This is a genomic window from Kitasatospora sp. NPDC089797 (assembly GCF_040684795.1).
Lineage (GTDB): Bacteria > Actinomycetota > Actinomycetes > Streptomycetales > Streptomycetaceae > Kitasatospora.
On the sequence record NZ_JBFBGS010000014.1, the window covers coordinates 43445 to 64324 of the forward strand.

The 20880-nt window shown below is 74.3% G+C and carries 21 protein-coding genes; 12 read left to right on the top strand and 9 right to left on the bottom strand.

Features of this window, described 5'->3' with window-relative positions:
* The first annotated feature begins 149 nt into the window (after positions 1 to 149).
* From AB0O91_RS13210 to AB0O91_RS13225, 4 genes are read left to right on the top strand one after another with little or no spacing between them, the layout of a single operon-like run.
* Positions 150 to 2528 (top strand): FHA domain-containing protein, encoded by a 2379-nt coding sequence (locus AB0O91_RS13210; protein ID WP_363431290.1) that lies wholly within the window; start codon positions 150 to 152, stop codon positions 2526 to 2528.
* 6 nt (positions 2529 to 2534) lie between these two features.
* Positions 2535 to 3158: a hypothetical protein gene (locus AB0O91_RS13215; RefSeq protein ID WP_363431293.1), complete on the top strand. Its 624-nt coding sequence runs from the start codon at positions 2535 to 2537 to the stop codon at positions 3156 to 3158.
* Positions 3155 to 4186, top strand: a complete 1032-nt coding sequence (locus tag AB0O91_RS13220) for a serine/threonine-protein kinase (protein WP_363431295.1) — start codon at positions 3155 to 3157, stop codon at positions 4184 to 4186. The genes AB0O91_RS13215 and AB0O91_RS13220 overlap by 4 nt, the downstream gene beginning before the upstream one ends.
* Before the next feature lie 13 nt (positions 4187 to 4199).
* Entirely contained in the window at positions 4200 to 4574 is a 375-nt protein-coding gene (locus AB0O91_RS13225) for a DUF1304 family protein (RefSeq protein ID WP_363431297.1), read from the top strand.
* Between the two features lie 34 nt (positions 4575 to 4608).
* Here the strand turns inward: AB0O91_RS13225 and AB0O91_RS13230 are convergent, their stop codons facing one another.
* Positions 4609 to 5952, bottom strand: coding sequence for a streptophobe family protein (locus AB0O91_RS13230; RefSeq protein ID WP_363431300.1), 1344 nt, complete (start codon positions 5950 to 5952; stop codon positions 4609 to 4611).
* A gap of 420 nt (positions 5953 to 6372) precedes the next feature.
* On the opposite strand from AB0O91_RS13230, the gene AB0O91_RS13235 reads away from it, so the two are divergent.
* A complete protein-coding gene (locus AB0O91_RS13235; protein ID WP_363431302.1) occupies positions 6373 to 7815 on the top strand; it encodes a DUF6777 domain-containing protein in 1443 nt (480 codons plus the stop codon).
* A 24-nt stretch (positions 7816 to 7839) separates the two neighbouring features.
* Here the strand turns inward: AB0O91_RS13235 and AB0O91_RS13240 are convergent, their stop codons facing one another.
* Positions 7840 to 8283 carry a helix-turn-helix domain-containing protein gene (locus AB0O91_RS13240; RefSeq protein ID WP_363431305.1) on the bottom strand — a complete coding sequence of 148 codons (444 nt, stop codon included), beginning with the start codon at positions 8281 to 8283 and terminating at the stop codon, positions 7840 to 7842.
* Positions 8284 to 8414: 131 nt separating this feature from the next.
* Here AB0O91_RS13240 and AB0O91_RS13245 point away from each other — a divergent pair, with 131 nt between their 5' ends.
* Complete coding sequence (locus AB0O91_RS13245; RefSeq protein WP_363431308.1) at positions 8415 to 9689, top strand: MFS transporter; 1275 nt, start codon at positions 8415 to 8417, stop codon at positions 9687 to 9689.
* 7 nt (positions 9690 to 9696) lie between these two features.
* On the opposite strand, the gene AB0O91_RS13250 is transcribed toward AB0O91_RS13245, so the two are convergent.
* Positions 9697 to 10125 carry a DUF4259 domain-containing protein gene (locus tag AB0O91_RS13250; protein WP_363431310.1) on the bottom strand — a complete coding sequence of 143 codons (429 nt, stop codon included), beginning with the start codon at positions 10123 to 10125 and terminating at the stop codon, positions 9697 to 9699.
* A gap of 169 nt (positions 10126 to 10294) precedes the next feature.
* On the opposite strand from AB0O91_RS13250, the gene AB0O91_RS13255 reads away from it, so the two are divergent.
* Positions 10295 to 11101, top strand: coding sequence for a nucleotidyltransferase (locus AB0O91_RS13255; RefSeq protein WP_363431312.1), 807 nt, complete (start codon positions 10295 to 10297; stop codon positions 11099 to 11101).
* 76 nt (positions 11102 to 11177) lie between these two features.
* Here the strand turns inward: AB0O91_RS13255 and AB0O91_RS13260 are convergent, their stop codons facing one another.
* A complete protein-coding gene (locus AB0O91_RS13260) occupies positions 11178 to 12791 on the bottom strand; it encodes an LCP family protein (RefSeq protein WP_363431315.1) in 1614 nt (537 codons plus the stop codon).
* Positions 12784 to 13359, bottom strand: coding sequence for a DUF6542 domain-containing protein (locus AB0O91_RS13265; RefSeq protein ID WP_363431317.1), 576 nt, complete (start codon positions 13357 to 13359; stop codon positions 12784 to 12786). Before AB0O91_RS13265 ends, AB0O91_RS13260 begins: the two co-directional genes overlap by 8 nt.
* Positions 13360 to 13615: 256 nt before the next feature.
* Between AB0O91_RS13265 and AB0O91_RS13270 the strand changes: the two genes are divergently transcribed.
* Both AB0O91_RS13270 and AB0O91_RS13275 read left to right on the top strand, forming a co-directional pair.
* Positions 13616 to 13822 carry an antitoxin gene (locus AB0O91_RS13270; RefSeq protein ID WP_363431320.1) on the top strand — a complete coding sequence of 69 codons (207 nt, stop codon included), beginning with the start codon at positions 13616 to 13618 and terminating at the stop codon, positions 13820 to 13822.
* An 82-nt stretch (positions 13823 to 13904) separates the two neighbouring features.
* Positions 13905 to 14594: a lytic transglycosylase domain-containing protein gene (locus AB0O91_RS13275; RefSeq protein WP_363431323.1), complete on the top strand. Its 690-nt coding sequence runs from the start codon at positions 13905 to 13907 to the stop codon at positions 14592 to 14594.
* Positions 14595 to 14669: 75 nt separating this feature from the next.
* Here the strand turns inward: AB0O91_RS13275 and AB0O91_RS13280 are convergent, their stop codons facing one another.
* A complete protein-coding gene (locus AB0O91_RS13280; RefSeq protein ID WP_363431326.1) occupies positions 14670 to 15632 on the bottom strand; it encodes a helix-turn-helix domain-containing protein in 963 nt (320 codons plus the stop codon).
* 394 nt (positions 15633 to 16026) lie between these two features.
* Here AB0O91_RS13280 and AB0O91_RS13285 point away from each other — a divergent pair, with 394 nt between their 5' ends.
* Positions 16027 to 16422, top strand: a complete 396-nt coding sequence (locus AB0O91_RS13285; RefSeq protein ID WP_363431328.1) for a hypothetical protein — start codon at positions 16027 to 16029, stop codon at positions 16420 to 16422.
* A 76-nt stretch (positions 16423 to 16498) separates the two neighbouring features.
* Positions 16499 to 17293, top strand: coding sequence for a phosphoribosyl-dephospho-CoA transferase MdcG domain-containing protein (locus tag AB0O91_RS13290; protein ID WP_363431331.1), 795 nt, complete (start codon positions 16499 to 16501; stop codon positions 17291 to 17293).
* Between the two features lie 16 nt (positions 17294 to 17309).
* Here AB0O91_RS13290 and AB0O91_RS13295 read toward each other — a convergent pair whose 3' ends face one another.
* The 3 genes from AB0O91_RS13295 to AB0O91_RS13305 all read right to left on the bottom strand — a co-directional run bounded on the left by AB0O91_RS13295 (position 17310) and on the right by AB0O91_RS13305 (position 19366).
* Positions 17310 to 17723: an SsgA family sporulation/cell division regulator gene (locus AB0O91_RS13295; protein ID WP_363431334.1), complete on the bottom strand. Its 414-nt coding sequence runs from the start codon at positions 17721 to 17723 to the stop codon at positions 17310 to 17312.
* Between the two features lie 342 nt (positions 17724 to 18065).
* Positions 18066 to 18788 carry a hypothetical protein gene (locus tag AB0O91_RS13300; RefSeq protein ID WP_363431337.1) on the bottom strand — a complete coding sequence of 241 codons (723 nt, stop codon included), beginning with the start codon at positions 18786 to 18788 and terminating at the stop codon, positions 18066 to 18068.
* Positions 18785 to 19366, bottom strand: a complete 582-nt coding sequence (locus AB0O91_RS13305) for a sigma-70 family RNA polymerase sigma factor (RefSeq protein ID WP_363431340.1) — start codon at positions 19364 to 19366, stop codon at positions 18785 to 18787. Before AB0O91_RS13305 ends, AB0O91_RS13300 begins: the two co-directional genes overlap by 4 nt.
* Before the next feature lie 479 nt (positions 19367 to 19845).
* Here AB0O91_RS13305 and AB0O91_RS13310 point away from each other — a divergent pair, with 479 nt between their 5' ends.
* On the top strand, positions 19846 to 20664 hold the full coding sequence (locus AB0O91_RS13310) for an SAM-dependent methyltransferase (RefSeq protein ID WP_363431343.1): 819 nt from the start codon (positions 19846 to 19848) through the stop codon (positions 20662 to 20664).
* Positions 20665 to 20880 lie beyond the last annotated feature (216 nt).

Below are 20880 nucleotides of genomic sequence, written 5' to 3' on the forward strand. Positions count from 1 at the left end.
CGGGAAACCCGTCCGCGAAGCACCCGGGAGGCCGGTCCACCGGGCGTCCGGCAGGCCCGTTCCACGGGCGTCCGACAGGCCCCTCCCCTCGGCGTCCGGAGGCCGGTCCGCCCAGCACGGCAGCGGCGGCCGGAGATAGAATTCGCACCATGGGAGAGCGCCCCGGCGCGCTCACCGCGCCACCCCTCGTGCTGGTCACCGACCGCGAGTCCCGGCTGATCGACCCGACCCACGCCTACCACCTGGGCCGCGACCCGACCGGCGAGATCGTGCTGGACGACCCCCGGGTCTCCTGGCACCACGCGGTGCTGCACGCCACCGCGGGCCACTGGCTGCTGGAGGACGTCGGCAGCACCAACGGCACCTACGACCAGGGCCGACGGGTCGACCACGAGTCCGTCGGCCCGGGCACCCGGCTGCGCTTCGGCGATCCGACCACCGGCCCGTCCGCGACCTTCGCCGGGCTGCCCGACCCCGCCGCCGAGCAGGCCGCCGCCGAGCACCCGACCCTGCTCGCCCCGGAGAGCTCCAGCGTCTTCCGCAGCCCGAGCGCCGTGCTGGACCTGGCCGGCCGGACCGTACGGATCGGCCGCGCGCCCGACAACGACCTCGTCCTGGACGACCTGCTGGTCTCCCGGCACCACGCCGAACTGCGCGAACTGCCGGACGGCCGCCACGAGATCGTCGACCTGGAGAGCCACAACGGCACCTACCTCAACGGCCACCCGGTGCGGCACGCCCCGATCGGCCCGGCCGACATCGTCGGCATCGGCCACTGCGAGTTCTGCCTGGTCGACGGCCGGCTGGTCGAGTACGTCGACTCCGGCGAGATCTCCCTGGACGTCCAGCACCTGGTCGTCCGGGTCGGCCCGGACCGGCGGGTGCTGCTGGACGACGTCGGCTTCCCGCTCACCGAGCGGACCCTGCTCGCGGTGGCCGGCCCCAGCGGCGCCGGCAAGTCCACCCTGCTCAACGCGCTCACCGGGCTGCGCCCCGCCGACGAGGGAACCGTGCTGTACGACGGCCGCGACCTCTACCACGACTACGCCGAACTGCGCCGCCGGATCGGCCTCGTCCCCCAGGACGACATCCTGCACACCCAGCTGACCGTCCACCGCGCGCTGTCCTACGCGGCCGAGCTGCGCTTCCCCGGCGACACCGCCGCGGCCGAGCGCGCGGCCCGGGTCTCCGAGGTGATCCGTGAACTGGGGCTGGAGGAGCGGGAGCACCAGGTGATCGCCAGCCTCTCCGGCGGCCAGCGCAAGCGGGTCAGCATCGCGCTGGAACTGCTCACCAAGCCCTCGCTGCTCTTCCTCGACGAGCCGACCTCCGGCCTGGACCCGGGCATGGAGCGCTCGGTGATGCGGATGCTGCGCGAACTGGCCGACGACGGCCGCACGGTGGTCGTGGTGACGCACAGCGTCCTCAGCCTCAACGTCTGCGACCGCCTGCTGGTGCTCGCCCCGGGCGGCCGGACGGCCTACTACGGGCCGCCGACCGAGGCGCTGGCGTACTTCGGCGAGCAGGAGTGGCCGGAGGCCTTCGAGGGCTTCGAGAGCGACGCCGAGGGGGTCTGCCAGCAGCGGTTCCGTGCCTCACCGCAGTACCGGCGGTACGTGACGGCCGAAGCCGCGCACCCGGCGCTGCCGCCGGTGGCCTCCGCCCCCGTGATCGGCCGGGAGAAGCCGCAGAGCTGGTTCTCCCAGCTGGGCACCCTGGTGCGCCGGTACGCCGCGGTGCTCGCCGCCGACCGGCTGTTCCTCACCGTGATGATCGCGCTGCCGTTCGTCATCGGGGCGATGTGCCGGGTGATGGCCGGCTCGCGGCTCAGCGACGACAACGCCATCAACTGCCTGCTGACGCTCTGCCTCGGCGGGGTGCTCATCGGCTCGGCCAACGCCGTGCGCGAGGTGGTCAAGGAACGCCCGATCTACCGGCGCGAGCGCGTGGTCGGGCTCTCCAGATCGGCCTACCTGGCCTCGAAGGTGGTGGTGCTCGGCCTCATCACGGCGGTCCAGTCCGCCCTGCTGACCGTGGTCGGCCTGGCCGGGGTCACGCTCACCGCCCAGCCGCGGCCGAACGCCCCGCCGCCGGTGACCAGCGGGGTGCTGCTGCCCCAGTTGCCCGAGCTGATCATCGCGATCGCGCTGCTCGCCTTCACGTCGATGGTGCTCGGCCTGGTGGTCTCGGCGTTCGTCGGCAAGGAGGAGACCACGATGCCGCTGCTGGTCCTCCTGGCGATCGTCCAGGTCGTCTTCAGCGGCCTGATGCTCAAGCTGCACGGCGTGCCCGGGCTGGAGCAGTTCGCCTGGCTGGTCCCGTCCCGGTGGGGCCTGGCCGCCATGGCCCGCACCGTGGACCTGGGCCGGCTCGTCGTGCCCGGCCCGATCACCGAGGACCCGATGTTCCGGCACGTGCGCACCGGCTGGCTGACCGACCTGGGCGCCATGCTCGCCCTCTCGGTGGCGTACGGGCTGGCGGTGCTCGCCCTGCTCCGGCGGCGCGAGCCGACGATCATGCGCAGATAACCGGTCATGGACGAGCTCGCGTTCCACCCCACCCACGTCGCCCCGCCGGACGGGCTGGCGACCTGGGCCGCCCCGGACCCGGCCCGGCCCTCCACCCGGCTCGACCCGCTGCTCCCGGTGCGGCTGATCGCCGGGCAGGGCGACTGGGCGCAGGTGCTGTGCGCCAACGGCTGGACGGCCTGGGTGGACGGCCGGCTCCTGGTCGCCCTCCCCCAGCCGCCGCCGGCCGCGGGCGGCCCGCCCGCCCGCACCGCCGACCCGCGCCCCGCGCTCGCCGAGGCGGAGGCGGCGCTCGCCCGGTACCGCGCCCTGCTGGAGGACCTCGCGACGGGCGCGCTGGACCTGGAGTCCTTCCGCGAGCGCAGCCGTGGGCTGCGGATCGGCGTGGTCGCGGACGGCGAGCGGCTCTGGGCCTTCGACCCGGTGCACGACCGCTGGTGCTACTGCGACGGACTCCAGCTCCAGACCTACGCGGCCACCGACCGGCCGACTCCCGCCCCGGCGGCACCGACCGGGCCCGCGGCACCGACCGGGCCGGCGCCGACCGCACCGCCACAGGCGGGAGCAGAACCGGAGGCGGAGGCAGCGGCGGCCGGCCCGTACGCCCCCACCCGGACCGGCGAACCGTGATCCCCGCCGAGCCGTCCCCGGCACCGGGCCTGCCCGCCGGTCTGGTCGGCCTGGTCGGCCGGCAGGTGGCCGGCTACCGGCTGGAGCGGGAGATCGGACGCGGCGGCATGGCCGTGGTCTACCGCGCCAAGGACCTGCGGCTCGGCCGGACGGTCGCGGTCAAGCTGCTGGCCCCCGAACTGGCCCGCAACGAGGTGTTCCGGCGGCGCTTCATGCACGAGTCCGAGGCCGCCGCGGGCATCGACCACCCGCACATCGTCCCGGTGTTCGAGGCCGGCGAGCACGACGGCATCCTCTACCTGGCGATGCGCTACGTCGAGGGCGGTGACCTGCGCGCCCTGATCGACCGCGACGCCCCGCTCCCGGCCGGGCGCACCACCCGGCTGGCGCTCCAGATCGCCTCCGCGCTCGACGCCGCGCACGCCCACCGGCTGGTGCACCGGGACGTCAAGCCGGGCAACGTCCTGGTCGCCGCCGGCCCGGACCGCGAGCACCCCGAGCACCTGTACCTGGCCGACTTCGGACTCACCAAGAAGTCCCTGTCGCTCAGCGGCCTGACCAGCGTCGGCCAGATCGTCGGCACCCTCGACTACGCCGCGCCCGAGCAGCTCTCCGGCCGGCCGCTGGACGGACGCTGCGACCAGTACAGCCTCGGCTGCGTGGTCTTCGAGATGCTCGCGGGCAGCCCGCCGTTCCGCCGGGAGACCGACCTCGCACTGCTCTGGGCCCACCTCAACGACCCCCCGCCCGAACTGCGCCGGCACCGGCCGGACCTGCCCGGAGCCGTCCAGGAGGTGGTCCGCCGGGCGCTCGCCAAAGCGCCCGAGGACCGCTACCCCGACTGCCTGCAGTTCGTCGCCGAGCTGCGCGCGGCCACCGGCCCCGGCCCGTGGACCGCCGGCGGGCCGCCCACCAGGGCCGTCCCGGCGCTCGCCCGTACCCCGGCACCGGGCCCGGTGCCGGAGCCGCCCGGCTGGGCCGCGCCGGTCGTCCGCCCGCCGTCCCGGGACCGCCGCACCACCCCGTAGGGAGCCGCCCGCCATGAACGCCGTGAGCCAGCTGTTCGCCGTGCTCGCCGCCGCGGTCCACCTGGTGGCGTGGCCGCTGGAGAGCTACCTGTACGGCCACCCCCGGGTGCGCCGGCTGCTCACCGGCAGCACGGCGGACGCCCCGGAGGTCCGGCTGTGGCGGTTCAACGTCGGCTTCTACAACCTGTTCCTGGCGCTCGGCCTGGTCGCCGGGCTGGTCCTGCTGCACACCGGGCACTCCGGGTCCGGGCGGCCGGTGATCCTCTACGTCGCCGCCTTCATGCTGGCCGGCGGGATCACCCTGTTCGTCTCGGAGCCGAAGGTGTGGCGCGGCGCCCTCGCCCAGGCCGTCCCGGCGGCGGTCGTCCTGGTCGCCGCACTGGTCTGAGACGCGGGCCGGCGGCCGGGCTCGGCCGGCAGGCTCAGGCGCCCGGCTCCGCCGTCACCTCGCCCGGACGCCGCACCCGGTCCGCCGCCAGCGCCCCGAGCAGCCCGGTCACCAACCCCCACCCCGCCGCCAGTGGCACCGCCGTCCACAGCTGCGGGCGCAGCGTCAGGCTGCCGCCGCCCACGGCCGCCGCCGGATTGTCGCCACCGAGCACGGCCCCGAGGAGGTCCCCCAGCCCGCCCTGGCCCAGACCGACACCCAGCACGGACAGGCCGTAGTCGGCGTCCATCCGGGTCCACAGGCCGATCAGCAGCACGGTGACCGCGGTCGCCACCGCGAAGCGCACGGCGTGCTGCCAGAGCCGAACGGTGTGCGGGGAGCGGCGGGCGGCGAGGAAGGCGGCGGCGAGCAGCAGGACGGCGGCCAGCGGCAGCAGCCACCAGCTGCGCCCGTCGTGCTGGGCCAGGGTGCCGAGGTCGATGGTGGCCTGCTTCCCGTCCGGGGTGCGCAGCACGGCGCTGAGCGGCTTGGGGACGGGCAGGCCGAGCGCGCCGACCAGGTGGCCCTGCCAGGCGGCGCCGAGGCCGAGTCCGAAGGCGAGCCAGACCAGGTCGGGCAGCGCGAGCAGCATCACCCCCAGGGTCTGCCGGGCGTTGCCGTGCACGGCCGCGGTGACGATCCCGGCCACCGCTCCGATCGCCAGGTACGCCAGCAGCACCAACCAGAGCGCGAACGCGGCCGGACGGACGGCGAGTTGGTAGCGCAGCAGGCCGCGCGGCAGCGGCGCCCGCCGGGAGACCGCGAAGAGCGCCGCGAACACCAGCAGCAGCCAGGCCAGCCCGATGCCGATCGTGCTGGCGCCGTCCGCGTGGAAGCCGACGTCCGGGGTGATCCCGAGCGCGCCGCCGATGATCTGCGCCAGACCGCCGCCGATCTCGACCGTGAAGGTGTGCTGCGCGGTGACGGTGATCACCACCAGCCCGAGCAGCCAGAGCACCACCGTCCGGGCGATCCGACCGAGCAGTTCACCGCCCCCGGCGACCGCGCGGAAGCGCAGCTGACGCAGGAACACCTCGGCCATCACGACCGCACCGACCACCGAGACGGTCAGCGGCATCACGCTGACGCCGGCGCCCACGGCCGCGAAACCGCCCGCAGCGCCGTCGAGTTGGACGGATCCGCCGACGGCCAGCGCCAGCGTGGCGGCGAGCACGGGCGGGAAGCCGCCGGCCGGCAGGTCGTCGGCACCGGCCAGCCAGAGGCCGAGCGCGGCCACCGCCGCCATCGCCACGAGCCCGGCCAGCACCACGGCGAGCGCGTCCAGCCAGCCGCGGACGACCCCGGGCGGGCCGGCGGCCCCGGTGGTGGGCTGCTGCATGTCGCCTCCCTCTGCTCGAACGGGCGCGGTCCGTTCCCAGGGTGACCGACCGCCGCACGGCACGCTCGGCGACGGCGGCGCCACCTGCTGTTGCGGCGAACGGGCGACGGGGGGAGAAAGGGAACCCAGTGGCAGGAGCCTCCCCTGTCGGCCGTTCTCCCCGGCCGCCTGCGAAACGGAGCCTCGATGAGTTCCCCACCGCCTCCCGCCGGCCCGCCGAGCGAGCCGCCCCACGGCCCGCCCTCGGGTCCGCCGTCCGGCCCGCTGGCCGGTCCGCCGTCGGCCGGTGGGCCCTCCGGGCCGCCGTCCGGTCCGCCGGGCCCGTCCGGGCCGGCCGGTGGCGGTGCGGGCCGTGGTGGTGCGGGCGACGGCGGTCGCGGTCCGGGCAGGCCGTGGTGGCGCTCCGGGAAGACCCTGGCGGTGGCAGCCGGCGCGGTCGCGGCGGCCGTGGTGGCGACCGTGCTGATCGTCAGCAACCAGGGCGGCGGGAAGCAGTCCGTCCCGACCGCCAACGAGGTCGCCCTCCAGGCTCCGGCCGACCCCGGGCCGGACCCGTTCACCCCTTCGGTGGAAACCCAGGGGATGACCGCGCCTGCTCCTGCGACCACCGGCACGTCGGCCCCCGGCACTACGGCCCCCGGAACCGCGGCCACCGGCACGGGGGCGCCGCAGCCCGGCGGTCCGCGGACGCCCGCGTCCGCCGCGCTGCAGAGCGTCCGGGGCAGCTCCGCCGGGCTGTACGGCGGGACGATGAGCCGGCCCAGCTGCGACACCGAGCGGCTGATCGGCATGGTGGCGGACGGTGAGGCCGGGCGGGCCTGGGCCTCCGCGGCGGGCATCGACCGGTCCGCGCTCCCCGGCTACCTGCGCTCGCTGACCTCGGCGTACCTGCGGGTGGACACCCGGGTGACCAACCACGGCTACCGGAGCGGCGCCGTGGTCGAGTTCCAGTCCGCGTTGCAGGCGGGCACCGCGGTGCTGGTCGACGCCCAGGGCGTGCCCCGGGTGCGCTGCGCCTGCGGCAACCCGCTGAAGCCGCCGGTGCTGATCGACGACGCCAAGTACACCGGGAAGGCCTGGGCGGGCTTCCGACCGACCACGTTGATCGTGGTGGTGCCGGCGGCGCAGCCGGTCACCGAGATCGTCCTGGTGAACGTCGAGACGGGCGGTTGGTTCTCCCGGCTGACCGGGCGGGTCCAGGTGGTGGACCGGAACGTCGGGCCGCCGACGGGCCCGCTGGTCCCGGGCGTGCCGCCGCCGGTGCCGTGGAAACCGACCGGCCCGACGGCCGGGGCCTCGACCTCGACGGCGTCCGCCCCCTCGTCCTCGTCCGCGCCGACGTCGTCCTCGACCTCTGCGTCCGGTTCCGCCGGCACCTCGTCCGGCACCCCCTCCGGCACCGGGTCGGCGACCGGCTCGGGCACGGCCTCCTCGGGCCCGGCCTCCTCGGGCACGACGTCCTCCGGCGCCCCGACGGGCACCGGCTCGCCCGGTGGCTCCACCGGGCCGTCGTCGGCGAACCCGAGCGAGCACTCGGCGGGCCCCGAGACCCCGGCCCCGTCCAGCAGCACGTCCACCGGTACGACCCCCACCGGCACGACCCCGACGACCGCCACCACCACCGCGCACCCGACGCCGACCGGCGCCGGGACCACGACGGCGGCCCCGCAGACGGCCGCGACCACGAACACCGCCACGACCACCACGACCACCGGCACCACGGCCACCGGCGGCACGACGAGCGTGCTCACCACCCCGCCGAGGTCGCCCCTCACCGCTCCCGGAACGCCGGTGCCGACCTGCGCCACCACGGCGCCCTCGGCCCTGCCGCCCTGTCCGACGGCCGCCGGCCCCACGCCCTGACGCTGCCCTGCCCCGCCCCTGACGTCAGGGCAGCAGCACCACGGCGTCCTCCGGCCCGAGCAGCCGCCCGTCCGCCGCGTGCACCTGCACCGGGGCGATGTCCGCGCCCGAGGCACGGTCGACCAGCCGGGCCCGGGGCTCGCCCTCGGTGAAGAACCACTGGTCGCCCCACTGGCGCAGCGCGGTGATCACCGGGAACAGGGCCCGCCCCTTCTCGGTGAGCACGTACTCCTGGTACGGGCTGCCGTCGGCGGCCGGGGCGAGTTCGAACACGCCGTTGGCGACCAGGTTGGCGAGCCGCGCCGAGAGGATGTTCTTCGCCAGTCCCAGGTTCTTCTGGAACTGCCCGAAGCGGCGCAGCCCGTCGAAGGCGTCACGGACGATCAGCAGCGTCCAGCCGTCGCCGACCACGTCGAGCGGGCGGGCGACCGGGCAGGCCGATTCCTCGTGCGTGGTGCGTTTCGGCACGTCTTGCCACCTCTCAGCCGGTCGGCGCCCAGCGTACCGCCGGACTAGCGGTTGCTTATCGAAACCAGGATATGCCAGGGTGGCGTGGTAGCACTTTGAAACCACTTCCACCCTTCGAGGGATGCCCGCCCATGACCTCTCCCCGCCGCCCCGACCTCGCCACGCCCACGTCCACCACCCCCTCCGCCGCGCCACCCTGCCCAGCGCCTCCCTCCGCCGCGCCTCCCGCCGCCGCCCCACCGGTCCGCGGCCTGTCACCGGCCGTCGCCTGGCTGCTCTCCGTCGCCTGTGGCCTGGCCGTCGCCAACGTCTACTACTCCCAGCCGCTGCTCGACCTGATCGCCCGGGACTACGGCATCGCCCCGGCCACCATCGGCCTGGTCGGCACCCTCACCCAGACGGGGTACGCGATCGGCCTGCTGCTGCTCGTCCCGCTGGGCGACCACGTCGACCGCCGCGCCCTGACCACCGCCCAACTCGCACTCTCCGTCCTCGCCCTGCTCGCCGTCGCCGTCGCCCCCTCCGCCCCGCTGCTGCTGGCCGCGATGGCCGCCGTCGGCGTCCTCGCGGTCGTCGCCCAGGTGGTCGTCGCGTACTCGGCCTCGCTCGCCGCCCCCGGCGACCAGGGCCGGGTGGTCGGCACCGTCACCAGCGGCATCGTGGTCGGCATCCTGCTCGCCCGCACCGTCGCCGGAACGATCGGCGACCTGGCCGGCTGGCGCGCCGTCTACCTGGTCTCCGCCGTGGCGACCGGCGCCATGGCCTTCGCCGTCGCCGCCGCCCTCCCGCCCGAGCGCCGCCGCGCCGACCGCCGGATCGGCTACCTGCGGCTGGTCGGCTCGGTGTTCACGCTCTTCGCCGAGGAGCGCGTGCTGCGCGTCCGGGCCGTGCTCGCCCTGCTCACCTTCACCTCCGTCACCGTCCTGCTGACGCCGATGGTCCTGCCGCTCGCCGCACCGCCCTTCGAGCTCAGCCACACCGAGATCGGCCTGTTCGGGCTGGCCGGGGCCGCCGGAGCCCTGGGCGCCGGGCACGCGGGCCGCCAGGCCGACCGCGGCCGCGCCGAACGCACCGCCGGCATCGGCCTGTCGGCCATGCTCGCCGCCTGGCTCCCGGCCGCCCTGCTGCCGCACTCGGTGTGGTGGCTGGTGCTCGCCGTGGTCGTGATCGACTACGGCCTCCAGTCCGTGCACGTGGTCAACCAGCACCTCCTCTACCAGGTCCGTCCCGAGGCCCGGAGCCGGCTGACCGCGGGCTACATGCTGCTCTACTCCGCCGGCTGCGGAGCGGGCGCGATCGCCTCCACCGTGGTGTACGACCACGGCGGCTGGACCGCCGTCTGCCTGCTCGGCGCCGCCTGCAGCCTCACCGCGCTCCTCTACTGGAGTGCGGCGCGGCGGAGTTGAGCCGCTCTCAGGCTTCCGCCACCCGCGCGCCCCGGGCCTGCGCCAGCACCTCGCGCAGGGCGGCGATCCCCCGCCGCCAGGCCTCGCCGGACCCCGCCTCGTCCCACAGTCCGGCCAGCTCCGACTCCCCGGCCACCACCCGGTCCAACGCCGCCACGGCGAGCGGGCGGAGCTCGACGGGCAGCGGCGGTATCGGCTCGCCGGGGCCGTAGGCGGTGGTCACCGCCGTACCGCCCGGGCACTGCGCGGCGACCAGCGCCGCGGCCGCGACGGCCTCCACTCCCTCGTCGTCGTCCAGGAACTCCGGCCCCCGGGCGGCGCACTCCAGCGCCGCCCGGAGGAGGCCCGCCCGCTCGCCGGGCGCCGCGTCGTCGAGGCCGCCGGCGAAGTCCGCCGCGGTGTCGTTGTCGAAATGACCGAGGTCCCAGGTACCCATGGCAACTCCCTTCGCGTTCGTGTGCGATGGATGCTGGCACGCCCCACTGACAAAGCGGCCCGACGGCGGAGCCCGACGGCGCAGGACGGGTGCCGGGCGGGTGCAGGACGGGTGCCGGGCGGAGGGAAAACCGGTGGCCGACGGCCCGTCGAACGGGCAGAGTGCCCCCATGATCGGCAACGGACTGGACGCGGACGGCTGCATCGCACGGGAGGGCTCGCCGGCGCGGGTCCCGGCCGGGTTCGTCCCGGTGGTCGACGCCGCCCGGGCCCGGATCACGGCCGCCTTCGGCCCCGACCGGCTGCACAGCGCCTACCTGTACGGCAGCATCCCGCGCGGCACCGCGGTCCCCGGCGTCTCCGACCTCGACCTGCTGCTCGCCCTGCACCACCCGCCCACCCCGGACGACCGCGCCGCGGCGGACGCCCTCGAGGCCGCGCTCGACTCCACCCTCCCCCAGGTCGACGGCGTCGGCGTGCTCCTGTCCGACACGGCCACGCTGCTCAGCGACGCGGAGCGGCACGACATGGGCTGGTTCCTCGCCTGTCTGTGCACCCCGCTGCTCGGCCCGGACCTCGCCGAACGGCTCCCCCGCTACCGCCCGACCTCCCTGCTCGCCCGTGAGACCAACGGCGACCTCGCGCTCGCCCTCCCCGGCTGGCGCGCCCGGCTGGCCGCCGCGGACTCCGAGGCGGAGCTCAGGGCGCTCAGCCGAGCCGTCTCCCGGCGGCTGGTCCGCACCGGCTTCACCCTGGTCATGCCCCGCTGGAACGGCTGGACCAGCGATCTCGCCGCCTCCGCCGAGGCCTTCGCCGCGTACTACCCCGGCCACGCCGAACGGATGCGCCTCGCCGCCGCCGTCGCCCGCACCCCCACCACGGACCGCGGCGTGCTGGCCGATCTCATCGACGGCCTGGGCCCCTGGCTCGCCGCCGAGTACACCGCCGTCCACGGCGAGAAGGCCCCCCGCCCGTGAACGGGCCGGCCACCGACCGCAGGTGCGGTGACGACCGCCGCCGGGGCTCCCGGGCGGAGCCCCGCCGCCGTCCGGCTCAGTCGACGCAGGGGATCCCGCCGGCCTTCACCGCCGGCCCCTGCATCGGCAGCCCGGCGGCCGGGTCGGCCGAGCCGTCGGTCGGCGCCGGTGCACCCGCCGAGGGTGCGGCCGGGGTGGGGGTCGCGGTCCGGGTGACGGCGAGGGTGACCAGCACGTGGCCCGCCGCGACCGCCGAGGACGGGACGGCCGTGACGCCGTAGCGGGCGGCGACCGCCTGGGCGTCGGCCTTGGCGCCGCCGCCGTAGGTCACCGTGGTGGCCCGGGTCCGGGCCGGGGCGTCGCCGATCCGGCCCGCCTGGTAGCCGAGTTCGACCAGGGCCTTGGACTCGGTGGAGGCCGCGCCGGCACCGGCCGCCGCGTTGACGTCCACCACGGACCTGGGCGCCGCACTCGGCGCGGACGCGGGCGCGGCCGACTCGCCCGGCGCGTCGCCGGGCGCCTGCGCCGGTGCGGCGGGCGCCTGTTCCCGGTTGAACAGCTGCCGGACGATCTTCTTGATCAGGTCCGGGTTGACGGTGTTGACCTCCTGGCCGCCGATGGTCTTGAACCCGGTGATCGGCAGGGTGTTGAACTCGACGTTGCCGCCGGTGAGGTTGGGCGCCTGCTGGGCGAAGTCGAGGATGTTCCACTCGTTGTCGATCACGACGTCCTTCTTCACCACCCCGAACAGCTTCTGCATCTGCCCGAAGTCGTTGAGGATGCCCTGCTGTTTGAGCTTGTACTCGACGGAGGAGATGAACGCCTGCTGCCGGTGGGTGCGGTCGAGGTCGCCGTTGGTGAGGTGGTGGCGCTGGCGGACGAAGGAGAGCGCCTGCGCGGCGTTCAGCGAGCTGATCCCGGCGGGGAGTTTGAGGCCGGTGCCGCCGCCCTCGTGGGCGGCCGTCCGGGCCACGATCGGGTCGTCGACCGGGTGGTTGAGGCAGACCTGGATCGGTTCGACCGCCTTGGCGATGTCGTAGAAGCCGATCAGGTTGACCTCGGCGAAGTGGTCGATCGGGATGTCCAGGAAGCTCTGCACGGTCTGGATGGTGGCCGAGCGGCCCGCCTCCCGGCTCTGCCGTTCCAGGTCCGCCTTGGACAGGCCCTTGCCCGCGAGTTTGGCCTCGGCGGCCTCCTTCGCGATGCCGTAGGCCTCCTTGATCTTGTGCATCTTGCCGTCGGCGCCGGTGGTCTGCACGTAGTCGTCGCGCGGGACGGACAGTGCGGTGACCTTGCCTCCGTTGGCCGGGATGTGCAGCACGATCAGGGCGTTGGTGTTGTAGCCGCCGATCTCGCTGGAGCCGGCGTGCAGTTCGTCCTCGACGAACTGCTTGGGCAGGTCGTTGCCGTCCATGTCCTTGCGGCTGTCGAGGCCGATCAGCAGCAGGTTGACGGACTTGTCGAGATGCGCCGGGGCGTTCTTCTTCGCCTCGCTCAGCGCACCGGACTTGATCATGCCGTCGTCCAGGCTGCGGTACTCGTACCAGGTGAAGCCGCTCGCCCCGAGCACGACGACCGACATGGTGCAGGCCAGCGTCCGGCCCGCGACGGTCAGCGGGGCGGAGCCCCGGCGCGGGGCCCGACCGCGCGGACGCCGGGGGCGGTCGGGGCGGTCGGGGCGCTCAGCCACGGCGGCCCCTTCCGCCCGGGGCACCGGCCGCCCGTACGGGTTTGCGGCGGTCGAGCACCACGCGCACCACGATCACCACCAGCGCGACGGCCACCGCCACCGCCATCACCGGGAACGCCCCGACCACCCAGCGCACCGCGCCGGTGCCGAGGGCCTTGCCCTGGTACTTCTGCGGATCGGCCGCGTACTCGACGCCCGCGGCCGTGAACAGCACCACCAGCGGGGCCGCGGTCACCACCCACCAGCGGCCGGTCCGGCTGCACAGCAGGGCCGCGATGCCGGTGCCGAGCACCGCGCCGATCGCGAACAGGACGCCGACCCCGGGGCCGCCCAACTCGTCGGCGACCCCGCCGAGCAGCGGCAGCCCGACCGCCGCGAGCGCGGCCACCAGCCCGCCCCGCCGACGGGCCTGCTGCCGCCGCCGCGAGGCCCCGGCGCGCTGGGCGCGGGCCTCCCGCGCCCGGTCCGGGTCGCCCCCGGCCGCGCGGGAGCGCTGGGCCGGCACGGCGGGGTCCTCGGTGCGAGGTCCCGCGTCCTGGTACGGCGTTCTCGCCCGCTGGCCGGCCATGCGCACTTCCCTCGATCGTTGCGGCTGCGGCGGCGCGACCGCGCCACTGCTCGTGCCGGGACGCCATCCGTCCTGTGGCAGCACCCACCGTCTACAGGCCTGTAGAGGCTGGTGTGGAGCATACAAACCCATTTCAGCAAAGTCACCCGCCGCCGTTCCGCAGCAGCGGACCGTCCGGCGGGCCTCGTTAGGATGACCATGATCCTTGCCACGTCGGCACACCTACAGGAACGCATCAGAGGAGCAGAGCGTCACCATGTTTGAGAGTCTGAAGAACCTCGCGGACAAGGCCACCGACCTCGCCCGCGAGCACAGCGGCGTGCTCGGGCAGGGCCTGGAGAAGGTCGGCGACGCGATCGACGACCGCACGGACGGCAAGTACAGCGGGCAGATCGACACCGGCGTCGAGAAGGCGAAGGACTTCCTGCGCAACCTCGACGGGGACCAGAAGCCGGCCGAATAGGGTCGGACGGACACCCCGCGGGGCACGGTCGACCGTACGGCGATCGAACTGGATGACGGGCGAGCGGGGAGGGTCGGCACGGGTGGGCGAGCAGCAGCAGGGACCGCGCTGGGGGCGCTGGATCGTGATCGCCGTCCTGGCGGCGGCCGGGTGGGGCATCGTCCGCAGCGGCGGCCACGAGCCCGGGACCGCCTCGGCGGCACCGTCCGGGTCGCCGTCCGGCGCCTCCCCGTCGTCCGGCACCTCCCCGGGTGCGGCCCCGTCGGCGGCGCCCTCGAAACCCTCCGGCAGCTACGACCCGGCCGACTACGCGGCGCCGGTGCGCACGTACGCCGCCGAGGCCGGGGTCGACTCCCAGCTGCTGATGGCGATCCTCTACAACGAGTCCTACAAGCCGCACGACCCGGACTTCGAACGGGCCTGGCAGCGCGGCAAGCCGGACGCCTCCTTCGGCATCGCCAACATGCACCGGGCCGCCTTCGACGACACCAAGCCCGGACGCCCGTTCGCCTCCCGCCGCTGGGAGGAGCTGCCGGACGACCGCAACCTGGCCGTCCAGGCCGCCGCCTGGCACCTCCACGACCTCGCCGACCAGCTCCCCGCCCGGATCGGCGCCCCGCTGACCAAGGACGAACTGCTCGCCCTCGGTTACAACGCCGGGGCCGGCAACATGCTCGCCTTCGCCCGGGGCGTCAAGATCGGCCCGCAGGCGCAGTCCTACCTGGACCGGCTGCGCGACAACTGGGCGAAGTCCGGCGAGGTCGTGAAGTAGCGGCCGCCCGGCCCGAGCCTCCGTCGGGCACCGGTCCACGGCAGGGGCCGTCGGACGGGCCGGGTCGTGCGGATGTCACGGCGCCGGCCGCCGGTTGGCCTTCCGATAGGCGGAGGGGGCGACCCCGTACGCCCTCCGGAAAGCGCGCCGCATCACCTCGGCGCTGGAGAACCCCACGGCCCTCGCCACCTCCTCCAGGCTCTCCTGCGGGTGCCCCACCAGCCTCCGGCAGGCCGCCTGAAGCCGCACCTGGGCGACGAACCGGCCCGGGGACAGGCCGGTCTCGGCGGTGAAGGCCCGGGTGAACTGACGGGGGGACAGCGCGGCCCTCCCCGCGAGGGCCTCGACGGTGAGCTCCTCACCGGGGTGGTCGACGATCCACTCGAGGGTCCGCCGCAGCCCGCCCCTCCTGGCCGCCGCCAGTCTCAACTGACTGCTGATCTGCTCCTGGTTGTGCGTCCGCCGCAGGAACACCACCAGCTGCCGGGCGACCTCCAGCGCCAGGTCGGGGCCGTGATCGGCCTCCACCAGGTCGAGGGCGACGTCGATGCCGCTGGTCATCCCGGCCGACGTCCACCTCCGCCCGTCACCGGCGTGGATCGGCTCGGAGTCGACCCGTACGGCAGGGAAGCAGCGGGCCACGGCCGGCGCGAGACGCCAGTGCGCGGCGGTGCGGCACCCGTCCAGCAGGCCGGCGGCCGCGAGCGTGAGGACGCCCTCGTACACCGCGACGACCCTGCGGATCCCGGACGCGTTCGCCCGGAGCCAGGCAACCAGGTCCCGGTCGTTCGGAGCGCCGGGCACCACCACGGTGTCGGGGACGGGCTCCGCCTCCAGCGCGCACTGGGCGGCCAGCACCAGTCCACCGCGCGCCGTCGCCGACCTGCCGCCCGGGCTGGCCGTGCGCAGCCGGTAGGCCGGCCGTCTGCGGCCCGGCACCGAGAGGCGGTTGGCCCAGTCGAAGACGGTCATGGGCCCGGTGACGTCGAGGGCTTCCACATCGTCGGACAAGAGGAAGAGGACATTCCGGTTGTTCATGGGAGGCCATGGAAGCCGCTCCCGACGCCGAATGCCAAGCCCGGTGAACGGCAGCGAGCGCAGCGGGCAACAGCTCCCGCAGCGAACCGGATTGATCAGGACACATGTCCCACCCTGGAGGGCATCGGACCCCTCCCCGCTTCCGATCCAGCCGTCGGCGACGGCAGGCTGAGCTTTGTCCCGGTTCACCCGGGTATCGGATCGCACGAAGAGCACACGAAGAGAAATCGACCATGCAGACCACAGGCGTCATCCCCATCGGCACGTCCGTCCCGGCCCGAGAGGCGACAGGATCCGCCACAGCCCCACCCGGCCGGACGGCCGACCCCCGGGAAGCCGCCGCTGGACTCGCCGGCGGACTCCTCGGCGACGCCTCGAACCGGGGCAGGAGCCTGTGATCACCGCGGCCACCATCACGCCCGTGCCGAAGCACCGCCAGCAGGCGGCACTCCGCTTCCTGGCCGACGCCCAGGAAGCGGACGCGCTACAGGAGTTGCGGGCGGAGTCCGACCTGTCGCCCGCTCACGCTCCCGCCGCGCTGGCGGTGCTGGCGAAGCGCAACCTTCCGGTGACCGCCGAAGAGGCGGTCGCGGTCCTCGCCGCACACGAGCCCGCCCTGCTGGAGGTGCTCCGTGGCCTGCTGTCGGGGGGACGGCGTCGCGAGGCCCTGATCTTCCTGCGCTCGACCACGGGCACCGGCGTCGTCACCGCGCGGCGGATCGTGGCGAGGATCGCCCCGACTCCGCCCCAGGGCACGGACGTTGGATTCCGGCCGGGCCCGGCTTCCTGACCGACTCGACGTCGACGACCGGCAGCGGTAGACGCCGTCCCGACCCGGATACCCGAACTCCCCTGAGGCTTCTCGCATGCCCGTCGTGGCCCAGCCGCACGTCCCCGATCCGGACGACCGACCGCCTGGCGTTCGGCGCCGCGCATCGGCACCCCCGAACGGGCACCTGCCCGTCGCCCACGATCTGCTCCTGTTGCGCCACCCCGGCGCCCTGCGCCCGCTCGACCCTGACGGGCCGCCGAGTTGGGCGACGCGGACGCTGCGCGCCCACCCGTGGGTGACGGTTGCCCGGGCGCCGTCCGTGACGGGGTCGCGCGAGCTCTGGGTCCCGGTCACGGTGCGCGGCCCCCAGCGGGGTCAGCGGTTCGACGCGATGGCCCCCCGGTCCACCGTGGCCCGCATCCTGCGGCCCGACCAACTCGTCGACCGGCTGGACCTCCTGCCGCCGCGGAGGGTGGCCGCGATACCCGCTCTGGCGGCGCTGCGAGCCGTCACCGGGCTGCTCGCGGACCGGCCGCTGACCTGGGGACCGATCGGCGCGGTCGGCTACGAACTCGCCAGCGGTGAGCCGGTGGCCGGCCCGCTCGGTCCGCTGCGTCTGCTCCTGCGCTCCCTCGTGTGGCTCAGCCGGCGCGAGGCATCGCACCTGTGGCGGGAACTCCGCCGACTCGAGGTGGAGATCGACGCCGAGATGGAGATTCGGAACCACGTGGTGCGGTTGGACCGGTACGCCCGGGGATCCGTGGCCGGAGCGAACCCGATTGCACCCTCTGCTCGGTCGGCGATATCACGGGCGCTCCGGCCGATGGATTGCCGATTGCCCGACACCATGGGCCCAGGAGGACGACCTGACGACCGCCCGGATTCCTGAGGTCCCGGCGATTTCCTCAGGCGCCTCGAAGAATCCTTTCGAGCTGAGCGTCGATGTCCTGTTCGACCGACTCGTACCCGACCGGGACCAGACTGTCCGTCCGGTCCAGGAATGCGTTCAGCGGCCCGCAGGACGCGAGGAGCAGAGCAGAGCCGATGGTCGACTTCAAGGTGATGGACACCTCGGGGGGATGATGGTCGGTCGGGCCTATCCGGACATCACCTTCGCCGACGGGCCGAGTCAATCCGTCGATCAGCAATTCCCGTCCGAAGTGCCAGGTGACCTGGGCCCCACGGCCACGGCGGAAGGCGAGTTGGACGGCATAGGGATCGCTGGCCTCGTACCTCAGGTCCACCGAGACGAGGCGGGTGGAAACGGTCGAGACGACAAGCCTCATCAGCATGTGCCCAAGAATTGTGCTGTTCTGCACGGCGCCAGCCCTCTCGTTCTGCCCGCGACTCCCGACAACCTGTACCGACAGCCGCGGGGACTGTCCCCGTTGGTCATGTGACGAATCGTCAAATCATGTACGCAGCACCTGAAGGAATGCTTCGTTGAACATCGATCCGATTCGCCCCCTGCCGTGCAACCGATTCTGGTCGGTCCGGCGTCGCGCCTGCAAGAGCTCGCGGGCGAAGGACCCCGGAGAAGGGACCTGCGGTCCGGCGCCCGGGGCCCTTGGTCCTCAAAACCGCGGACAAGGATTGACCTTGCGGCCGGACAGCAATCCGACTGCCGCGAGAGCCGCAGGCTGAACCGGCCTGCGGTCGGCTCAGCCTGCGAGCCCGCCGGCCAGGGTGGCGGACGGCTGGGGCACTTCACCGAAGTCCGGGTCGTCGCACAGGACCGTCAGCCGGTTGATGACCGATTCGAGCGCCCCCGGGAGTCGGGGGTGGAGGCCTCCGTGGCAGCGGGCGAGGAGGTCGCGCCGCACGTCCTCGGGCAGGAGCTGCCTGGATGCCCGGAAGACGCGGGCGGCCCGCGGTCCGGCGGGGAGGGTCTCGGCCTCCCCGCGCCAGTGGGCTGCGTCCCGGGTCTCGCCGAGGGTGAGGTGGTGCAGGTGCAGCAGGTACGCGGCGGTGGCGCTCCCGGAGCCGGCGGCGAACTGCCACCAGAACTGGGCCGCGTCGACGCGGCGGGTGACGAACAGCAGGCTGCCGAAGACGAGCGCGCCTTCGGGGTGCACCTGGTCGGAGTCGACGAGCAGGTCGAGGGAGCGGTGGGCCTGGGGCGCGTTGAGCACCAGGGCGACGGCCAGGTCGAGTTCGTGGAAGGCCTGCTCGTGGTCGGAGGGGAAGGGGGCGGGGGCGGCGGTGATGTGGGCGGCGGCGGCCGGCGGTGCGGCGCTGGTGCAGGTGTAGGTCCGGGCATCCGGAAGGTCCGGGGCGTCCGGGCCCGGATCCGGGTCCGGGCTCGGGCCGGGGTACGGTCCGGGGTGGGCGCCGGTGTACCAGGTGAGGAGGCTGGGGTGTTGGTCGGCTGCGGGTCGGCTCACTGGTCCTCCGTGGTCCGGTCGGCGAGTTCGGGCCTGCCGATGGCGTTGGCGAGGCGGCGGCGGGCGTGCCGCAGGTTGGATCGCAGGGTCGAGAGGGGGGTGCCGAGGAAGTCGGCGACCTCCTGCTCGTCCAGGTCGAGGCAGTACCGGAGTACCACGCTGTCGTGCTGCCGCTCGGGCAGTTCGAGGATCGCGGTCATCAGGCCGATGCGCTCGGGCAGGGTCTCCAGGCTGATGCGCGCCTGGCGGCGGAAGTGGTCGATCACCCGGTCCATGGCGACGTCCAGGGCGGCGGTCTGCACCGCTACGGGCTCGCTCTGGGCGGCGCGCCAGGCCGCGAGGTGCTCCTTGAGGAGTCTCCAGGCGTAGGCGGCGGGGATCTCCTGGCGGAGGGCGATCTGCCAGTTGCGGCGCAGGTGCTCCTTGGTGGCCGCGACCACCAGCTCGGGGCCGCCGTCGTGATGGCCGACCTGGGTGCGGACGAAGCCGGTCCAGGCGCGTTCGTGCGTGGCGCAGAACGCGTCGAAGGTGAGCATCAGGCGTGCTCCGCCCGGTGTGGTTCCGCTGGTGTCGTTCATGGTGGTCCGGCCTCCCCTGCGGCCGCTGACGCTGGGCGACTGGTCCCGGTTGATCCGCATCGCGGTGTCTCTCCCCATGCCGGCGTGCGCCGGTGCTGATGTGTCGTGGGGGAACTCGTGTCCCTGTAAGGCACATGCAAGCGCAGTCGGGGCCTCTAGGTGCAAAAGGGGTGCAAAGAAAATAACAGAGGGTCATAGTATGACTACTTCATGGCCTGATCTGCCTTCGGCTTCCGACGGTGCGGCCCGCCCTGGCGCTTCCGGTCGGCCGCGGCGCTTCCGGCCCGCCCCGACATCTCCGGTCGGCCCTGACGTTTTCCGGCCGCGGGCGGGCGCGCCCGCCGCCCTCCGCACGGCCTCGGGGTTGACATGCAACGGTCCCGGGCAGGAATCGCAGAGGCATCCGCCCTGGCGCGCCGTGGCGTGCGCCGCATGGCGCGGGCGGGCGGTGGGACAGGACGACGAGGCCGGGGGGCACGGTGGCGGGGAAAGACGACGAGGACCACGGGATCGACCTCCAACTGCACCGGGCCCACTCCGCCCGCATGTACGACTACTACCTCGGCGGCACCACGAACTTCGCCGCCGACCGCGAAGCGGCCGGCCAGGCGATCGCGGTCTTCCCCGCCGCCCGGGTCGCCGCGCGGGCCAACCGGGCCTTCGTGCACCGCTCCACCCGCGCCCTCGCCGAGGCCGGGATCGAGCAGTTCCTCGACATCGGCACCGGCATCCCCACCTCGCCCAACCTGCACGAGGTCGCGCAGAGCGTCAGCCCGCGGGCCCGGATCCTCTACACCGACAACGACCCGATCGTCCTCGCGCACGCCCGGGCCCTGCTGCTGGGCACCCCCGAGGGCGCCACCGCCTATCTCCAGGCCGACATCACCGATCCGGCGGCGATCCTCGGCTCCGCCGAACTCGCCCGGACGATCGACCTCACCAGGCCGGTCGCCCTCAGCCTCAACGCCCTGCTCCACTTCGTCCCCGACGACCGGCACGCCTACCGCATCGTGGAGCGGCTCAAGGACGCCCTCCCCGTGGGCAGTGCCCTGGCGGTCAGCCACGGCACCCCGGACTTCGGCCCGGCCGAGGCCGAGCGGATCACCCAGGTCTACGCCGCCGCCGGAACCACGGTCCGCATGCGCACCCGCGAACAGGTCGAGCGCTTCTTCGACGGCTGGACCCTCCTGCCCCCCGGCCTGTGCCCCACCCACCGGTGGCGGCCGGACCGCGCGGGGGCGGACGGCATCACCGAAGCACAGGTGAGCGCCTACGCCGGCGTCGCGGTCAAGGGGTGACCACCACCGTGCGCCGGGCCGCCGGGCCGCCGGGCCGCCGGGCCGCCGGGCCATCAGAACCGGGACCGGGACCGGGACCGGGAGCACGGTACCGGGCCGGGGCGGGAGCGGGAGCCTGGTCCTCGTTCCGGTGGGTGACGCCCGGTGACGGGTGCGCTTCGTAGGGTCGGGGGCGTGACACGGTGGTTCGTCCACCATCACCCTCGCCTCCCGTAT